This window comes from Parafrigoribacterium humi (assembly GCF_040227205.1).
Lineage (GTDB): Bacteria > Actinomycetota > Actinomycetes > Actinomycetales > Microbacteriaceae > Parafrigoribacterium_A > Parafrigoribacterium_A humi.
This window is the reverse complement of record NZ_JBELOA010000004.1, coordinates 162,626-179,101: the sequence shown is the minus strand read 5'-3', so window position 1 is coordinate 179,101 and position 16,476 is coordinate 162,626. Positions and strand designations below refer to the sequence as shown.

Annotated in this window: 17 protein-coding genes; 13 read left to right on the top strand and 4 right to left on the bottom strand. The window is 64.3% G+C overall.

Annotation, left to right across the window (positions count from 1 at the left end):
• The first annotated feature begins 2 nt into the window (after positions 1–2).
• From ABUA28_RS09155 to ABUA28_RS09115, 9 genes are all read left to right on the top strand, one after another.
• On the top strand, positions 3–911 hold the full coding sequence (locus tag ABUA28_RS09155; RefSeq protein ID WP_349903739.1) for a metal ABC transporter solute-binding protein, Zn/Mn family: 909 nt from the start codon (positions 3–5) through the stop codon (positions 909–911).
• Positions 908–1,756 (top strand): metal ABC transporter ATP-binding protein, encoded by an 849-nt coding sequence (locus ABUA28_RS09150; protein WP_349903738.1) that lies wholly within the window; start codon positions 908–910, stop codon positions 1,754–1,756. The genes ABUA28_RS09155 and ABUA28_RS09150 overlap by 4 nt, the downstream gene beginning before the upstream one ends.
• Positions 1,756–2,634, top strand: coding sequence for a metal ABC transporter permease (locus tag ABUA28_RS09145; protein ID WP_349903737.1), 879 nt, complete (start codon positions 1,756–1,758; stop codon positions 2,632–2,634). Before ABUA28_RS09150 ends, ABUA28_RS09145 begins: the two co-directional genes overlap by 1 nt.
• A 24-nt stretch (positions 2,635–2,658) precedes the next feature.
• Positions 2,659–3,048 carry a Fur family transcriptional regulator gene (locus ABUA28_RS09140; protein ID WP_349903736.1) on the top strand — a complete coding sequence of 130 codons (390 nt, stop codon included), beginning with the start codon at positions 2,659–2,661 and terminating at the stop codon, positions 3,046–3,048.
• A 176-nt stretch (positions 3,049–3,224) separates the two neighbouring features.
• Complete coding sequence (gene rpmB, locus ABUA28_RS09135) at positions 3,225–3,461, top strand: 50S ribosomal protein L28 (RefSeq protein WP_096382802.1); 237 nt, start codon at positions 3,225–3,227, stop codon at positions 3,459–3,461.
• Complete coding sequence (gene rpmG, locus ABUA28_RS09130; protein WP_349903735.1) at positions 3,461–3,628, top strand: 50S ribosomal protein L33; 168 nt, start codon at positions 3,461–3,463, stop codon at positions 3,626–3,628. Before rpmB ends, rpmG begins: the two co-directional genes overlap by 1 nt.
• 2 nt (positions 3,629–3,630) lie before the next feature.
• Complete coding sequence (rpsN, locus tag ABUA28_RS09125; RefSeq protein ID WP_349903734.1) at positions 3,631–3,936, top strand: 30S ribosomal protein S14; 306 nt, start codon at positions 3,631–3,633, stop codon at positions 3,934–3,936.
• Between the two features lie 136 nt (positions 3,937–4,072).
• Positions 4,073–4,360: an HU family DNA-binding protein gene (locus tag ABUA28_RS09120; RefSeq protein ID WP_349903733.1), complete on the top strand. Its 288-nt coding sequence runs from the start codon at positions 4,073–4,075 to the stop codon at positions 4,358–4,360.
• A 107-nt stretch (positions 4,361–4,467) separates the two neighbouring features.
• Positions 4,468–6,435, top strand: a complete 1,968-nt coding sequence (locus ABUA28_RS09115; protein WP_349903732.1) for a cytochrome c oxidase assembly protein — start codon at positions 4,468–4,470, stop codon at positions 6,433–6,435.
• A gap of 9 nt (positions 6,436–6,444) precedes the next feature.
• Here the strand turns inward: ABUA28_RS09115 and ABUA28_RS09110 are convergent, their stop codons facing one another.
• On the bottom strand, positions 6,445–7,446 hold the full coding sequence (locus ABUA28_RS09110) for a hypothetical protein (protein WP_349903731.1): 1,002 nt from the start codon (positions 7,444–7,446) through the stop codon (positions 6,445–6,447).
• A 143-nt stretch (positions 7,447–7,589) separates the two neighbouring features.
• Here ABUA28_RS09110 and ABUA28_RS09105 point away from each other — a divergent pair, with 143 nt between their 5' ends.
• Both ABUA28_RS09105 and ABUA28_RS09100 read left to right on the top strand, forming a co-directional pair.
• A complete protein-coding gene (locus ABUA28_RS09105; protein WP_349903730.1) occupies positions 7,590–8,876 on the top strand; it encodes an ATP-dependent DNA helicase in 1,287 nt (428 codons plus the stop codon).
• A 36-nt stretch (positions 8,877–8,912) separates the two neighbouring features.
• Positions 8,913–9,443: a DinB family protein gene (locus ABUA28_RS09100; RefSeq protein ID WP_349903729.1), complete on the top strand. Its 531-nt coding sequence runs from the start codon at positions 8,913–8,915 to the stop codon at positions 9,441–9,443.
• Here the strand turns inward: ABUA28_RS09100 and ABUA28_RS09095 are convergent.
• From ABUA28_RS09095 to ABUA28_RS09085, 3 genes are all read right to left on the bottom strand, one after another.
• The gene (locus ABUA28_RS09095; RefSeq protein ID WP_349903728.1) at positions 9,433–10,944 is read right to left on the bottom strand and encodes an aldehyde dehydrogenase (NADP(+)); all 1,512 of its coding nucleotides are present in this window, start codon (positions 10,942–10,944) and stop codon (positions 9,433–9,435) included. The two genes, ABUA28_RS09100 and ABUA28_RS09095, sit on opposite strands and share 11 nt — an antisense overlap.
• Positions 10,945–10,956: 12 nt before the next feature.
• Positions 10,957–11,637, bottom strand: coding sequence for an SDR family NAD(P)-dependent oxidoreductase (locus ABUA28_RS09090; protein ID WP_349903727.1), 681 nt, complete (start codon positions 11,635–11,637; stop codon positions 10,957–10,959).
• Between the two features lie 73 nt (positions 11,638–11,710).
• Positions 11,711–14,545 carry an FAD-binding and (Fe-S)-binding domain-containing protein gene (locus tag ABUA28_RS09085; protein WP_349903726.1) on the bottom strand — a complete coding sequence of 945 codons (2,835 nt, stop codon included), beginning with the start codon at positions 14,543–14,545 and terminating at the stop codon, positions 11,711–11,713.
• 46 nt (positions 14,546–14,591) lie between these two features.
• On the opposite strand from ABUA28_RS09085, the gene ABUA28_RS09080 reads away from it, so the two are divergent.
• Entirely contained in the window at positions 14,592–15,410 is an 819-nt protein-coding gene (locus tag ABUA28_RS09080; RefSeq protein ID WP_349903725.1) for an IclR family transcriptional regulator, read from the top strand.
• Positions 15,411–15,514: 104 nt separating this feature from the next.
• The gene (locus tag ABUA28_RS09075; protein WP_349903724.1) at positions 15,515–16,372 is read left to right on the top strand and encodes a fumarylacetoacetate hydrolase family protein; all 858 of its coding nucleotides are present in this window, start codon (positions 15,515–15,517) and stop codon (positions 16,370–16,372) included.
• The last annotated feature ends 104 nt before the right edge of the window (positions 16,373–16,476 follow it).

Below are 16,476 nucleotides of genomic sequence, written 5' to 3'. Positions count from 1 at the left end.
CCATGCGGCTCACTCCCAAAGCCACAGCTTTGCTCGCCATGCTCTCGGCGCTCGTCGTCGTGCTCGCCGGATGCTCCACCAGCCCGGCACGTCCGGCCGACGGGAAGGTCTCGATCGTCGCGTCCACGGATGTGTGGGGAGACGTGGCGAAGCAGATCGGCGGCACCGACGTCACGGTCACCTCGATCATCACCGATCCAGCGCAGGATCCCCATTCCTACGAGGCCAACGCGCGAGTGCAGCTCGCACTGTCGAAGGCCGACATCGTGATCGAGAACGGCGGGGGCTACGACGACTTCGTCACCACCCTGCTCAAGGGCGCACACAACGGCGACGCGACGATTCTCAACGCCGTCGACATCTCCGGGTTCGCGCAGGACAGCACGCTCAACGAGCACGTCTGGTACGACTTCCCGACCGTGAAGAAGGTCGCAGCACGTATTGCAGCCGAACTCTCCACGCTCGATTCTGCACACGCTGCCCGATTCGCCGCGAACCAGAAGACCTTCGACGCGGCACTGGGCGCGCTCGAGGGCGAGGAGGCCGCGCTGAAGGCGGGAGCGGGCGAGGGGGCCGGGGTCGCCATCACCGAGCCCGTTCCGCTGTATCTGCTCACGGCATCCGGACTGGTCGACGAGACCCCGGCGGAATTCAGCGAAGCGATCGAAGAGGGCAGGGATGTCGCCCCGGATGCGCTCGAGAAGACCCTGCGCCTGTTCAGCGCGCATCGCGTGAAGCTGCTCGTCTACAACGAACAGACCGGTGGACCGGAGACCGACCAGGTGATCGCCGCAGCGAAGGCTGCAGGGACCCCCATGGTTCCCGTGTCGGAGACCTTGCCCAAGAGCACGGACTACCTGACCTGGATGTCCGACAACCTCGCCGCGCTGAAGGCAGCGTTGACGAAATGATGGCCATGACCCCCGGGGCGGTCACCTCCGATCCCGTGCTGAGTCTCAGCGGGGCGACGCTCGCCTTCGGCGACCGCACGCTGTGGCGCGGCCTCAACCTCGACGTTCGCCCCGGCGAGTTTCTCGCCGTGCTCGGCCCGAATGGCACCGGCAAGACGAGCCTGCTCAAGTCGATCCTCGGGCAGCAGCGATTGACCTCCGGGACCATCAACCTGCTCGGCACACCGGTCGGTCGGGGCAGCCGCGCGATCGGCTACATCCCCCAGCAACAGCTTCTCGAGCAAGGCACTCCCCTGCGCGCTCGAGATCTCGTCGCGCTCGGCGTCAACGGCCACCGCTGGGGCCTGCCGCTCGTGTCGAAAGAGGTACACGCCAGGGTCGACGCCGCGCTGGAGTCCGTCGGTGCGAGCGACTACGCCAAGGTGCCGGTCGCGACGCTGTCCGGCGGAGAGCAGCAACGCATCCGGGTGGCCCAGGCGATCGCGGGCGATCCCCGATTGCTGCTCTGCGACGAGCCGCTGCTCTCGCTCGATCTGCACCACCAGCGGGCGATCAGCGAACTCATCGACGCGCAGCGCAAGGCCGCGGGCACTGCGGTCGTGTTCGTCACCCACGACGTGAATCCGATCCTCGGGATGGTCGATCGGGTGCTGTACCTGGCTGGCGGGCGCTTCCAGATCGGCACGCCAGACGAGGTGCTGCGCTCCGAGGTGCTCTCCTTCATGTATGACACCCCTGTCGAGGTGATCCGTTCCCGCGGACGGGTCGTCGTGCTCGGCGCCCCGGAGGGCTACGGTGTGCACGACCACCTCGAGCACCACGGCGGCACCGGATTGGAGCCGTGATGGACGACTTCTGGACACAGATCTTCGGTTTCACCGACTACGGCGAGCTGCTCATGCTCGTGCGCAACTCGATTTTCGCCGGCGCCATTCTCGGCATCGTCGGCGGACTCATCGGCACCTTCGTGATGACCCGCGACCTCGCATTTGCCGTCCACGGTGTGAGCGAACTGTCGTTCGCCGGGGCGTCCGCTGCACTGCTGTTCGGGGCGAATGTCGTCGCGGGCTCGGTGGCCGGCTCGCTGCTCGCGGCCATTCTGATCGGGGTGCTCGGGTCGCGGGCGAAGGAACGCAACTCGATCATCGCGGTGATCATGCCCTTCGGGCTCGGGCTCGGCATCCTGTTCCTCGCCCTATACAAGGGGCGAAGCGCGAACAAGTTCGGCCTGCTGACCGGGCAGATCGTGTCGGTCGACAACCCTCAGCTCTCGACCCTCATAGTCATCTCGGTCGTCGTGATCCTCGGCCTCCTGCTCATCTGGCGTCCCCTGAGCTTCGCGAGCGTCGATGCGGATGTCGCGAGGGCGCGGGGTCTGCCGGTCGGCACGCTGGGCATCGTCTTCATGATCCTGCTCGGGCTCGCCACCGCGGTCGCGATCCAGATCGTGGGGGCTCTGCTCGTGCTCTCCCTGCTGGTCACGCCCGCCGCCGCCGCGATGCGGGTGACCGCGTCGCCACTGCTCACGCCGCTGCTCAGCGTGATCTTCGCCGTGGTCTCCGTGGTGGGCGGCATCATGCTCGCGCTCGGTGGCGGGCTGCCGATCAGCCCCTATGTCACCACCATCTCGTTCCTTATCTACGTGGTGTGCCGCATCGTCGGCGCGCGCCGCACGCGCACGGGCAACAACGGACGCCTGCTGGTTCACACCCTCGAAAGTTAGAATCTGGCTGTGAGTGGAAAGCCTGTGAAGAGGAACACCTGGCAACGCGAAGCCGTCCGCGAGGCTTTGAACGGCAATGAGGGTTTCATCAGCGCGCAAACCCTGCACTCCGAGTTGCGTCTTGCCGGCTCGGCGATCGGGCTGGCTACGGTCTATCGTGCGCTCGCCGATCTTGCCGTGGAGGGCGAGGCCGATTCGCTGCAGGCCGAGGGCGAGAGCCTGTACCGTGCCTGCACTCCCGGTCAGCACCACCACCACCTGATCTGCCGCAGCTGCGGCCTCACCATCGAGATCGAAGCGGATGCCGTGGAAACCTGGGCAAAGTCGGTGGCCGCCGATCACGGCTTCACCGGCGCGACCCATGTCGTGGACGTCTTCGGGCTCTGCGAGAACTGCACCGCGGCGGCGCGGTAGACGACCGTTCCCGTTTGCGCTCTGCCCCATCCGGCACGTAAGCTTGATCGCTGGCCGCGGTATCTCCGCGCGCCCATGTATGCGAACCCCACCTCTTTCACGATTTGTGGGGTTGCGTGTGCCGACAAGAGACCTTGGGTAAGACAGATCGTCTTACGGTACTGATGGAGGAAGACATGGCAGCAACCTGCCAAGTGACCGGCGCCGTTCCCGGCTTCGGACACAACATTTCACACTCGCACCGTCGCACCAAGCGGCGCTTCGATCCGAACATTCAGAAGAAGACCTACTACGTGCCTTCGCTGCGTCGTAACGTCACGCTGACCCTGAGCGCCAAGGGCATCAAGGTCATCGATGCCCGTGGCATCGAGTCCGTGGTCAAGGACCTCCTGGCCCGTGGGGAGAAGATCTAATGGCCAAGCAGCACGACATCCGTCCGATCATCAAGCTTCGCTCGACCGCCGGCACCGGATACACCTACGTCACCAAGAAGAACCGTCGTAATGACCCAGACCGTCTCGTGCTGAAGAAGTACGACCCCATCGTGCGCCAGCACGTCGAATTCCGCGAGGAGCGCTAACCATGGCGAAGAAGAGCATGATTGCCAAGAACGAGCAGCGCAAGGTGGTCGTGGCCCGCTACGCCGCAAAGCGCCTCGAGCTGAAGAAGGCCCTGGTCGATCCGACCTCCACGGATGCCGAGCGCGAGGCCGCCCGACTGGGCCTCCAGAAGCTTCCCCGCAACGCCTCCCCGGTGCGCGTTCGCGGCCGTGACTCCATCGACGGACGCCCCCGCGGTTTCCTCAAGCAGTTCGGCGTTTCGCGCGTTCGCTTCCGCGATATGGCGCACCGCGGCGAATTGCCCGGAATTACCAAGTCAAGCTGGTAAATTACAGTCGATTCGAGGTGATTTATGATCACTGAGAGTCGGTACTGATCAACCACTGATCCGATCCAAACGGACGGGCAGCCTGATCGGCTGACACGCTCGTAGTGCAACATATAACGTCCGAGGAGGACATTCGATGGCTGACAAGTCACTAAACCGTACTGAGCTCGTCGCGGCCGTTGCCGCTGAGTCTGGCCAGAGCCAGGCTTCGGTGAACACCGTTCTCGACGCGCTCTTCAGCACCCTCGCGAAGTCCGTCGGCAACGGCGTGAAGGTCACGATTCCGGGCTGGCTCGCAGTCGAGCGCACGCACCGTGCCGCTCGCGCAGGCCGCAACCCTTCAACCGGCGAGGCGATTCAGATCGCCGCTGGCTACGGCGTGAAGGTCAGCGCCGGCAGCAAGCTCAAGGCCGCCGCGAAGTAGTCTTCTTTCGCACTGCGGAGGGGATGGCGCCCGAAAGGGCACCATCCCCTTTCGCGTTTGAGCAACCCCGCGCATCCGCGGTGCCGCACTCGCTTAGGCTGGAGACCGTGCCGAGGCTTGTTCGTATCGCTGGGCCAGCCCTCCTGCTGGTCGCCGCCGTCGTATCGTTTCTGGTCGCGCTCCAGATCGGTGGTGCCGCGAAACCGCTGCCCGTGTTCGACCCGGGCCCCGTCATCCGCTACGGCCTTCCCTTCGTCACGATGCTCGTCAACCTCGGTGTGGCAGGGACCATCGGCGCCCTCATCCTCGCGCTGTTTGCGCTGAGTGACCGCGAGCCGGAATACGTCCGCTCCCTCGACATCGCGGCCGGGTTCGCCGCGTTCTGGACGGTGGCGGCCGGCGCAACCACCTTCATGACCTTCCTGAGCCTCTCCGGCACGAGGGTCAGCTTCGACGCGACATCCGACTTCGGCGCGCTGCTCGGGCAGTTCCTCACCGGCTCCGAGGTCGGCCTGGCGTGGCTCGGAATCACCCTGGTCGCCGCGACAGTCACGGTGCTCTGTTTCGCAGTGCGTAATCGCACCGTGTTGTTCTTCGTGACCGCGTTCGCGGCCATCGGGCTCCTGCCGATGGCCGAGCAAGGGCATTCCGCGGGGGCGAGCGGTCATGACATCGCCGTGACCTCCCTGGGCCTGCACCTGCTCTTCGCCGCGATCTGGCTGGGCGGGCTGCTCACCATCGTGCTCCTGCGCAAGAGTCTCGACAGCGGTCGCATTGGCCCGGTGATCAGCCGCTACTCCACCCTCGCGATGATCTGCTTCATCTGCGTCGCGGCATCCGGATACGTGAACGCGGCACTGCGCGTCGGGTCGTTCGGCGCGCTGCTGAAGCCCTACGGCATCCTCGTGCTGCTCAAGGTCGCGGCACTGGGTGCCCTCGGGCTGTTCGGGCTCGCGCAGCGCAGGTTCATGATCGCCAAGATGCAGAAGGCGCAGAACGGGCGCAACCCCGCCTTCTGGTGGATGATCGCGACCGAACTCGGCTTCATGGGCATCGCCTCTGGCGTGGCCGCAGCGCTCGCCAGGACCGATCCGCTCGTGCCTCAAGTGCAGGTGACCACGACGCCGGCGTATGTGCTGACGGGGGACCCGCTCCCGCCACCGCTCACCTTCGTCCGGTACTTCACCGAGTGGAACTTCGACCTGCTCTGGATTCTCATCACCGCGTTCCTCGCCTTCTTCTATGTTGCCGGCGTGTGGCGGTTGCACAAGCGCGGGGACAAGTGGCCGTGGTATCGCACGACCGTGTGGTTGCTCGGGCTAGCGCTGCTGTTCTACATCACCAACGGCGGCGTCAACGCCTACGAGAAGTACCTGTTCAGCGCGCACATGCTCGGACACATGGTGCTCGGGATGATGGTGCCGCTCCTGCTCGTGCCCGCGGCTCCGATCACGCTCGCGATGCGCGCCATCGCCAAACGCACGGACGGCAGCCGTGGGCCACGGGAGTGGATCCTGCTCGCGGTGCACTCGAAGGTGGCCGGCATTCTCGGCAACCCCATCGTGGCGGCCGTGATCTTTGCCGGGTCACTGTGGATCTTCTACTACACGCCGATCTTCGGCTGGGCCACGAGGGACCACATCGGCCACACCTTCATGATCGTGCACTTCCTGCTCGCGGGGTACCTGTTCATCCAGTCCCTCATCGGTGTCGATCCCGCACCGTACCGGGCGCCGCATCCGATCCGACTCATCGTGCTTCTCGCCACCGTGGGATTCCACGCCTGGTTCGGGGTCGGGCTGATGACCGGAACCGGACTGCTCGAGGCGAGCTGGTACGGCGCGATGGGCAGGACCTGGGGGCCGAGCGCCATCGTCGACCAGCAGACCGGCGGCGGGATCGCGTGGAGTGTCGGTGAGATTCCCACCGTGATCCTCGCCATCATCATTGCGGTGATGTGGAGCAGGAGCGACACCAAGGAGGCCAAGCGAATGGACCGCAAGGCCGACCGCGACGGCGACCTCGACCTGACCGAATACAATCGGATGCTCGAGAAACTCGCGAGTCGCCCCTAGTCTCCTGCGCTACTGGCCCGTGATCACGAGCTGGCCGTTGCTCTTGAATGTGATCGCGTAGCTGACGGTGAACGGCACGTCTTCGTCGAGCGTTTTGATGCTTCCGTCGAAGATCGAGCGCACCTTCACGACGAGGTGTGCCGTGCCGCTCGCTCGCGGAACCTGCCAGCTTCCCGGGGTAGAGCCCGGCAGGATCGTCACGGTGGGGTTGCGCACGATCGACCAGGTGGGTGTGCCCTCGATACGGTCGCCGATCTCTTTGCCGAACGGGCATCCGGTGGGCAATAGCACCTTCTGCGTCGTGCACTCCTTGAGCTGTGCATTGAGACTGTTCTGCACCTCGGCGACGAAGGTCGGATTTGCCCGCACGGTCACGGTGGCCTTGGCCGCGCCACCTATTCTGCTGACCTCTACGAACACCGGTGTCGCCGTGAACAGAGCCGAGTCGTTGCCGAGCGTGTACAGGCCCGGGGTGAGCACGTGCTGGAGCAAGGCGGCGCCCGGTGCGCGAGAGCTCAGTCCGAGACCGTTGACCGTGAAACCGGCGTCGTTCTGCGGGGTGATGGCGAGAGTGCCGAGCGGGCTCGTCGCGAAGGTCCATCCGGAGAACAAGACCATCCGCACGCCGTCGCGTTTGACCTCGAAGGTGCTCGACGAGGCGGTCGCCTTGCCCGTCGTGCCGACCATCGTGTAGGCGAAGCGCACCGTGTGCACGCCGTTGCCCCGGTCGACATCGCTGACCAGGCGGATGTCGTGCAGCTCACCCAGGGCGCGAGGGTCGAGGAGAGCGGTGCCGGGTTTTGTCGTGCCGGCTGTCGTGCTCGCGGCCGGGTCCCCGGCGAGGTCGAGGGCAGCAGCAACGTCGTGCCGCGAGAGCGCGGAGAGGTAGGACTGGGTGAATCCGGCGGCGCTGTACAGGGTGGAATTGAGGATGAGCACCGTGACGGCGAAGCCAGCGACGATGACCCCGGCAAGCACCGTCCAGACGATCGCGGCGCGGTGGGGTCCCATTCCCACATCCTAAAGTGCGCCCCCGCATCGCCCTCCCCAGTCGCTCGGCACGGCGCTCCTGCACAGGCTCGCCGCGCGGGCCGTCTCCTCGCGTGGTGGCACAGTAGATTGGAGAGTCGGTTGTCTGGGGCTGGAGGGTTTTCGTGGCAGAGTTCGCGCTCTCCGCAGAGCAATCCGCGGTGTTCGACAACATCGAGACCACCCGCGACAACATCTTTGTCACGGGTCGCGCGGGCACGGGCAAGTCCACGCTGCTCAACCATCTCTCCTGGAACACCTCCAAGCAGGTCGTGATCTGCGCCCCCACGGGAGTGGCCGCCCTCAATGTCGGCGGCCAGACCATCCATTCGCTCTTCCTGCTGCCCATCGGGGTGATCGCCGACCGGGAGATCGAGCAGAGCCCCGCGCTGCGCAAACTGCTGAACACCATCGACACCCTCGTGATCGACGAGGTCTCGATGGTCAACGCCGATCTTTTGGATGCCGTGGATCGCAGCCTGCGCCAGGCCAGGCAGCGACCGCTGGAGGCCTTCGGTGGCGTGCAACTCGTGCTCTTCGGCGATCCGTACCAGCTCGCCCCGGTTCCGGGCGACGAGGATGAGCGCGCCTATTTTGCCGACCAGTACCGCTCGATGTGGTTCTTCGACGCCAAGGTCTGGCAGGAGACCGAGCTGCGCATCTTCGAGCTGAGTACCATCCACCGCCAGCACGAGCAGGAATTCAAGTACATGCTCAACGCGGTGCGGCACGGGCGAGTCACCGCGGAGATCGCGGAGCAGCTGAACGAGACCGGAGCGCGCGAGGCGCCGCATGACGGTACCATCACCCTCGCGACGACCAACGCGACGGTCAACCGCATCAACGCGATGGAGCTCGCGCGACTCCCCGGCCGTGCACTCACGGCCAAGGCAGAGATCACCGGGGAGTTCGGCGGGCGGGCGTATCCGGCCGACGAGTCGCTCGAGCTCAAGGTGGGCGCACAGGTGATGTTCCTGCGCAATGATCCGGACCAGCGCTGGGTGAACGGCAGTGTCGGCACGGTCACGAAGATCTCCTCGACCGTGTTCGTCGAGATCGATGGTGAGGAGCACGAAGTGCAGCCCGCCGTGTGGGAAAAGTACAAGTACAGCTACTCGGCGGCGACGAAGCAGTTGAAGCGGGACATCGTCGCGGAGTTCACCCAGTTTCCGCTGCGACTGGCCTGGGCGGTGACCATCCACAAGTCGCAGGGCAAGACCTACGATCGCGCGATCGTCGATCTGGGCCAGCGCTCTTTCGCTCCCGGCCAGACCTACGTCGCTCTCAGTCGCATCTCGTCCCTCGACGGCCTATACCTGACCCGGCCGCTGCGACCGAGCGACATCATCGTCGACGAGAACGTGCGCCGCTTCATGTCCCAGGCTGTCGCCGTGCCGGGGATCCAGGCGTAGCTTCCTCCTCGCGCCCGCATGGTGCAGCATTGAGCCATGGCGATTACCCCTGACACGAAGGACTGGACCTGGGTGCTCGAACGGCCCTGTGTACAGTGCGGCTTCGACGCATCCGCGTTCGTGGAGGCCGATGTTCCCCGACTTCTCCGCGAGAACGCCGCAGCCTGGCCTGTCGTGCTGCGAAGAGCGGATGTCGCGGTGCGGCCGGATGCAGACACCTGGTCGCCGCTGGAGTACGCCGCCCACGTGCGGGACGTGTACCGCCTGGGCCTGGTTCGCATCGACCTCATGCTCAGCCAGGGTGACCCGATCTATCCGAACTGGGATCAGGACGCCACGGCGGTCGAGGAGCGCTACGGCGAACAGGATCCGGCCGTGGTGGGCCGCGAGCTGGTCGAGGCCGCGTCGGTGCTCGCCGGCGCGTTGGATCGGGTGACCGGCGAGCAGTGGTCGAGGCCGGGCCGTCGAAGCGACGGCGCGAGGTTCACTGTGGGCAGCTTCGCGAAGTACGTCGTGCACGACCCGGTTCACCACCTGTGGGACGTGCGGGAGGATCTCAGGGTCTGACATCGCTCGCGGCAGCACCCCAGGAGTGTGACTGGCCGGAAACACTGCGCCTCTGCGGGACACCCCAGGGGTTCTCGTCGCGCAATGGTTCGGGAAGGAGTGCCTGCGGGGCCCCCTGATAAGCGACAGGGCGCAGAAATCGGCCGATTGCCGCGGTTCCGACAGAGGTACTGGAGTCGTTCGTCGTCGCGGGCCATGGTCCTCCGTGCTGCATTGCGGGGGTCACCGCAACCCCGGTTGGCCAGCCCCCGAAGAGCACTCGCCCTGCATGGGCGGTGATCCAGTCGACAAGTCGGCGTAGTGCTGGGGTGTCTTCATCGGTTGCGCTGTGAATGGTTCCGGTCAGATTGCCAGCGAAGAGTTCATCGGCGACCGCTGCGAGATCCGTGTCGTCTTCGTAGTCCACGATGATCGACAACGGACCGAACGCCTCGTCCAGCAACGAACCCCCATGATCTCGCAGGATCGCTACGGAAATACTGACTATGGTGGGTGTCGCCCACCCCTGGCCCTCGTCATCGATACGCAACGATCCCTCTGCCACAACGCTCACGCCCGGAGTGGCGAGAATCGTATCGCGCCGACGCTGGTACCCGGCTGCGATGCCCGGATAGAGCAGGCGGTGTTCGCTGACTTTTGCTACCTGTTCGAGGATTCGCGCAGCGAGGTCGTGATCGGCGGGAAGGAACAAGAAGCCCGGTTTGGTGCAGAGCTGTCCTGCTGACCCTGCGACACTCGCTACATAGCCTTCGGCTATCGACTCTGCGTTCTCTGCCAAGCCCGAACGGGTGACGAATACGGGATTCACACTGCCAAGTTCACCAAAAAAGGGAATCGGCTTTGGACGCGATGCTGCGATGTCTGCCAGCAACCTGCCGACGTGAATGGAGCCTGTGAAGCTGGCCGCTGCGATTCGGGCGTCGCGCAGGAGGGTGACGCCGGCATCCTGCCCGCTGATCCACTGGAGAGTTCCCTCGGGCGCACCGGCACTCACGAGTGCCCCGGCAACGACTGCAGCGGTTTGCGCCGAAAGCTGCACGTGACCCGAATGTGCCTTCACCACTACGGGGCACCCAGCGGCCAGAGCTGAGGCCGTGTCTCCGCCGGCGACCGAGAATGCGAACGGGAAGTTGCTCGCCGCAAAGTTCAATACCGGGCCGACCGGAACGCGGTATCTACGGATATCCGGACGGCTCCCCAGAACGAAATCCGAATCCGCGTCGTCGATTCGCACATCCAGATACGAACCTTCGAGTATCACCTCGGAGAACAGGCGGAGTTGCACGACAGTGCGTTTCAGCTCGCTGCCCAAGCGAGCCTCAGACAGGCCGGTCTCCGACATCGCCGTGGCGACCAGGTCAGCGGCAGAATCCGCAAGGGCAGTGGCAGCGGCAGCGAGCGCACGTGCGCGAACCGAGGGTGGGGTTGCGGCCCAGACGGACGCGGCTTCTGCCGCGTGCGCCGCGATCGCGTCGAGTTCGATGGGAGGGGTCTTTGTCATTGGTGAGCTCGCTTAGTAGGTCGCGCGGCCGCCGCTGATGTCGTACACAGCGCCGGTCGAGAAGCTGAGCTTGTCCGAGGTGAGCCAGGCAACCAATTCGGCGACCTCCTCCGGACGACCTACTCGCTTCATGGGAATCAAGCTGGTGATGTGCTCGAGCACGTCTGCCGACGTTCTGGCGTTCATGGGTGTCGCGATCACGGCCGGCGCGATCGCGTTCGCGAGCACGCCGCTCGTAGCGAGTTCTTTGCCGAGTGACTTGGTCATGGCGATCACGGCACCCTTCGACGCGGAGTATGCGGCGAGATTCGGGTTGCCGTCTTTGCCCGCCATGCTCGCGAAGTTGACGATTCGACCCCAGCCGCGCTCGCGCATCCCCGGTATGAACGCGCGGCACATCTTGAAAGTGCCTCCCACATTTATGGAGAAAGTCCTCTCCCATTCCGCATCCTCCACCTCCCAGAGCGGCTTTCCGTCGGGGCCGACCACGCCAGCGCAGTTCACCAGGATGTCGACAGGGCCGAGCTTGGCTGCTGCCCCGGCGATCGCCGCCGAATCGCGGATGTCGAGCACGACATCCGCATCTGCCGATACGTCGACGGTCACCACCGTGATGCCGTCCTGCCGGAGTCGATTTGCGCTGGCCGCACCGAGGCCGCTCGCGCCGCCGGTGACAATTGCGGTTCTGTTCATTTCTTCTCCCCCAATGGTGGGTTGTGGTGATGGATGGTTCGTCGGGCGGTGTGCCCGTGTAGTTGCCGCGCGGTCAACGGGTCGCCTCGTTGACGAGTTCGAGAAGATGCCGATACTCGTGCCCCGTCGCCCGACTCATCCCGATCTCGCACGTGCGGTTCGTCGACGCGTATGCGGTGAACTGGCGTTGTTGCACGTTCACCGCCTCGCGTTTCGTGGCGGATGCCGTGAGCTCCGGATGCAGCATTCCGCGATCTCCCGCGAAACCGCAGCACCCCCAATCGTCGGGAACGACGACCTCGTCGGCAATCGCCTTCGATAGCCGGGACAGCGCGTCGTTCGTGCCCAGGTGGGTCGATGAACAGGTCGGGTGCAGCGACAGGGATTCGATACGATGCCGCACCGTGAGAAGCGGCATGACGACTTCGTCGACGAACTCGATGGCGTCGATCACCCGTATGGCCGGGTACTGGATTGCCATATCCGCCGATCCGGAAACCATGATCCCGAGTCCTTCTGTACAGGAGGCTGCGTCGACCACGACGGGCAGTTCCCCGTGGCGGCTGGCCTCCCACAGCGCAGGCATAACCCGTGAGCGCATCTCGTTGTACCCGTGCGTCATTCCCTTGGATTTCCATGGGGTCCCGCAGCACATGCTCTGGATGCCCGCGGGTACCACCATTTCGACGCCGGCGCGTTCGCACAATTCGACTAACGATCTACCGACGCCCTCCGAGCCCTTCGCCGGCCCGAACATGGTGCCGATGCACGCAGAGAAGTAGACGAACTGCGGATGCTGCGCGTCGGTGTCATCCTTGCGCGCGGTACCCCCGGACGGCAGGTCTTTCTGCCAGAGCGGGACGTTGTCCGTTCCCATGATTGCGCGCGCCGCAGCGGTCGCTCCGGTCACGAGTGGTGCAGGCAACGCCTTGGCTGCGCTCAGCGCGACGCCGCCGAGTTTTGTCACGGTACTCCAGTGTCGTGCCGCCTGCTTCCAGCCTGCTTGAGCAACCGAACCGTTGGCTTCTGCTCGCAATCGTCGCACCAGGTCTCCCGTGTCGATGTCGACGGGACACGCCGTCTGGCACATCCCGTCCACAGCGCAGGTGTCCACACCCTCGTAGCGGTAGTCGGCTTCCAGCGAACGCACCAGTCCGAGATCGCCCGCAGCCTCCGCGTCCGCCAGTTCGCGACGTAACACGATCCGCTGGCGCGGGGTCAGGGTGAGATCTTTGCTTGGGCACACTGGCTCGCAGTAGCCGCATTCGACGCAGCGGTCGACCTCTTTCTCGATAGGTCTGGCGACTTTGAGGTGCTGGACGGCGGATGTCGCATCCTCATTCAGCAGAACCCCGGGATTCAGCACGTTGTGCGGGTCGCACAGTCGTTTGACTTCCTGCATGACCGCGTAGAGTTCGTCACCGTATTGGCGGCGCACGAACGGTGCCATGACCCGTCCCGTGCCGTGCTCGGCCTTGAGCGTGCCGTTGCCACTCAATACGAGTTGCACCATGTCTTCGGTGAAAGCGATGTAGCGTTCGAGTTTTTCCGTCTCGCCAAAGCTCTCGTTGAGCATGAAATGCAGGTTGCCGTCCTTGGCATGGCCGAAGATGACGCTGTCTTCGTAGCCATACCTGGTGAAGAGTTGTGTGAGGTGCTCGCAGGTGTCGAGGAGCGCGGTCATTGGCACTGCGATGTCCTCGAGAAGGGCGGATGTCCCGACGGGGCGGTTGCCCGCGATCGCGGCGTAGAGTCCCTTGCGAATGTGCCACAGCGCGGCTCTCGCCTTGGCGTCTTCGGTGAGTCGCGCCGGAAACTGGAGCGGGAGGCCGGAGAACAACCGCTCGGATTCAGCCATCCGCTGCTGGAGCGCGTCGAACTCGGTCTCTTGGTACTCGACGAGAAGTGCGGCTTGGGTTCCGACGTCGATACCGCGTAGCGTGGCGTCGGCTTCCTTGTCCCGCTGCGCGACCTTGAGTGATGTCGAGTCGAGGAGCTCGACTGTCGCGAGTCCTGCGGCGACGAGCTCGGGCAGCGCCCGCACAGCCTCACCGAGGTCATCGAATACGAGCAGTCCTGTCGCCGCGTGCGTCTTGACGGGGATCGTGCGGAAAGTGGCCTCGGCGACGAAGGCGAGCGTTCCCTCGCTGCCGACGACGAGGTGAGCGAGGATGTCTGTCGCCGAGTCGTGATCGAGGAAAGAGTTGAGCCCGTACCCCATGGTGTTCTTGATCGAGTAGAGCTTTCGCACGGTGTCGACCGAACGGGAATTGTTCCTCACCCGATCGCGCAGGGTGAGCAATCCGCGGTATAGCTCGGGCTCGAGTTGAAGGAGTTGGGTATCGGCGTCTCCGGCCCCGGTGTCGATGACTGTTCCACTCGGAAGTACGAGCGTCGCTGACTCAAGCGTCTGGTAGGTGTTGAACTCGATTCCACACGCCATGCCGCTGGAGTTGTTGGCGACCACACCGCCGATGGTGCACGCGGCCTCACTCGCCGGATCCGGGCCGAGCTTGCGCTTGTGTGGTGAGAGTCGCGCATTGACCTGCCGCACCGTCATTCCTGGCTGCACCCGGACCCGAGCACCACCGTCAAGCACCTCGATGCCCCGGAAATGGCGGCGAGTGTCGACGAGTACACCGTCGGAGACGGCCTGCCCACTGAGGCTCGTACCCCCCGACCGGAAGGTAATCTCCGTGCCGCGTTGGGAGCTGGTCCGCAGCAACGACGCCACCTCGCCGGTGTCGACCGGACTGACCACGGCCCGTGGCGTGAGCAAGTAGTGCGAGGCGTCGTGGGCCAACGCGAGGCGTCGAGAGGCGCGCATGTCCACTCTTCCCGGCACTGCGGTCTCAAGCGCGGTGAGCAGTTCGGGGTCGACTGTGACGTCCCGACGGGCCGTGATCATAATTCACACTTTCCATTTATCTGAATGATGGTCTAACATGTGGAACATGTCGCAGTCTAGCCGAGAACAGCCAACGGAGGTAGTTCCTACGGGAAGCCACCTCGTCGGCTCCGATCGTGTGCTCGCCGTACTTATCGAATTGGCTGGTCATGCCGACGGAATCGGCCTTGATGAGCTTGCGAGGACCATCGGAAGCGCCAAGTCGACGGTGCACCGCGCGCTCGCGTCGCTCAAACGAGCCGGCCTCGCGGTACAGGACGGCAGGGGGAGCTACCTGCTGGGTGATGAGTTTCTGCGATTGGCGTTCACCCACCATGAGCTCCGACCCGATCATGTCCGAGTACGCCCCGTGCTCGAAGAGCTCGTGCGCCGCTTCGGTGAGACGGTTCATTACGCCGTACTGAGTGAACGGTCGGTCGTCTATCGCTCGAAGGTTGATCCGTCGGTTGGCGCGGTGCAGTTGACCTCTGTCGTCGGTGGACGAAACCCCGCGTATTGCACCGCGGTCGGAAAGCTCCTGCTCTCTTACAGCCTGCCCGACGACCGGGCGGTGCGTGAGTGGGTCGGTTCCGGAACTCTGCCGCGGCACACCGAACACACCCTCACCAGCGCAGACGAACTGTGCGAAGAGCTGGGACGGATTCGGCAACTCGGCTACAGCGTGGATAACCAGGAGAACGAGACCGGTGTCAATTGTGTCGCGCTACCGGTCTTCTTCGCCTCGCCGACCGTCCCCAGCGGAGCCATCAGCGTCAGCGGCCTCTCCTATCGAACACCGCTCGCGACGCTCGTCGACAAGATCGACGAGATCACCGAGGTCATCGGTCCCCTGTCGTCCGGCCCCGCGGCGAGACGGGAATCATGAAGGTGCAGCGGGATCGAGGGCTTATCTGCGCGTCATCCGTTCAGTTCGGATAGATCGGAACCATGGTCGAGACACCGTCGACCGTTATGGAATGGAGGAAATACATGTATCTCATGCGCATAGGGGTGCCCGGCTCGGAGAGGGCTGTAGTTCGCGTCGGCGATGATGCCTACGTTGATGTCTCGGATGTCGTCACGGACTTCGACGAGTCCTTCTTCGCGTCCGGGATTGCGGCACTCGAGCCCGTGGTCGCGGAGCGCGTGGCCGCGGGTCGCCAGCAGTCGTTTGCGGGTGAACGCATAGGGTCACCGATCGCGCGACCGCATCAGATCCTGTGCATCGGCTTGAACTACAGCGATCACGCGGCAGAGACCGGGATGCCTGTGCCGGAGGAACCGATTCTGTTCACGAAGTCACCCAACACCCTGATCGGGCCGAACGACGACGTTCGTATGCCGCGAGGCGCCACAAAGCTTGATTGGGAGGTCGAGCTGGGGATCGTCATCGGCGCTCGGGCGAGTTACCTGGCCGATGAGGCAGAGGCGGCCGCCGTGATCGCTGGCTACACCGTGGTCAACGACGTGAGCGAGCGAGCCTTCCAGAACGAGCGCGGTGGTCAGTGGGCCAAGGGCAAGTCTGCGGAGACCTTCAATCCCTGTGGGCCATGGCTGGCCACACCGGCGGAGATCGCCGATGTTCTCGCGTTGGACATGTGGTTGGACGTGAACGGGGAGCGCAGGCAACGAGGTTCAACGGCGACCATGATCTTCAAACCCGCCTATATCGTGCACTATCTCAGCCAGTTCATGGTGCTCGAACCCGGTGACCTCATCAACACGGGGACTCCTCCCGGAGTCGCAATGGGAATGAAACCACAACGCTGGTTGAACGTCGGCGACGAGATGACGCTCGGGATCGAAGGCCTGGGTGAACAGAGGCAACGTGTCGTCGCTCCGCGTTGATTTCCTGTCGTCGGTTGACAACTGGAAAACGCCACGCCTACGCTTTAGTAATTACCAAACTCAGTTCTGTAATACAGAACAAATTTGAGAATGTTGGAACATCG

Bases quoted from the DNA above. Each gene is read 5' to 3' on its own strand.
- ABUA28_RS09075 (WP_349903724.1), top strand. From the start codon at position 15,515: ATGTATCTCATGCGCATAGGGGTGCCCGGCTCGGAGAGGGCTGTAGTT.
- ABUA28_RS09085 (WP_349903726.1), bottom strand. From the start codon at position 14,545: ATGATCACGGCCCGTCGGGACGTCACAGTCGACCCCGAACTGCTCACC.
- ABUA28_RS09100 (WP_349903729.1), top strand. From the start codon at position 8,913: ATGGCGATTACCCCTGACACGAAGGACTGGACCTGGGTGCTCGAACGG.
- ABUA28_RS09120 (WP_349903733.1), top strand. From the start codon at position 4,073: ATGGCTGACAAGTCACTAAACCGTACTGAGCTCGTCGCGGCCGTTGCC.
- ABUA28_RS09110 (WP_349903731.1), bottom strand. From the start codon at position 7,446: ATGGGACCCCACCGCGCCGCGATCGTCTGGACGGTGCTTGCCGGGGTC.
- rpsN (WP_349903734.1), top strand. From the start codon at position 3,631: ATGGCGAAGAAGAGCATGATTGCCAAGAACGAGCAGCGCAAGGTGGTC.
- ABUA28_RS09145 (WP_349903737.1), top strand. From the start codon at position 1,756: ATGGACGACTTCTGGACACAGATCTTCGGTTTCACCGACTACGGCGAG.
- ABUA28_RS09150 (WP_349903738.1), top strand. From the start codon at position 908: ATGATGGCCATGACCCCCGGGGCGGTCACCTCCGATCCCGTGCTGAGT.
- ABUA28_RS09080 (WP_349903725.1), top strand. From the start codon at position 14,592: ATGTCGCAGTCTAGCCGAGAACAGCCAACGGAGGTAGTTCCTACGGGA.
- rpmB (WP_096382802.1), top strand. From the start codon at position 3,225: ATGGCAGCAACCTGCCAAGTGACCGGCGCCGTTCCCGGCTTCGGACAC.
- ABUA28_RS09155 (WP_349903739.1), top strand. From the start codon at position 3: ATGCGGCTCACTCCCAAAGCCACAGCTTTGCTCGCCATGCTCTCGGCG.
- rpmG (WP_349903735.1), top strand. From the start codon at position 3,461: ATGGCCAAGCAGCACGACATCCGTCCGATCATCAAGCTTCGCTCGACC.
- ABUA28_RS09090 (WP_349903727.1), bottom strand. From the start codon at position 11,637: ATGAACAGAACCGCAATTGTCACCGGCGGCGCGAGCGGCCTCGGTGCG.
- ABUA28_RS09095 (WP_349903728.1), bottom strand. From the start codon at position 10,944: ATGACAAAGACCCCTCCCATCGAACTCGACGCGATCGCGGCGCACGCG.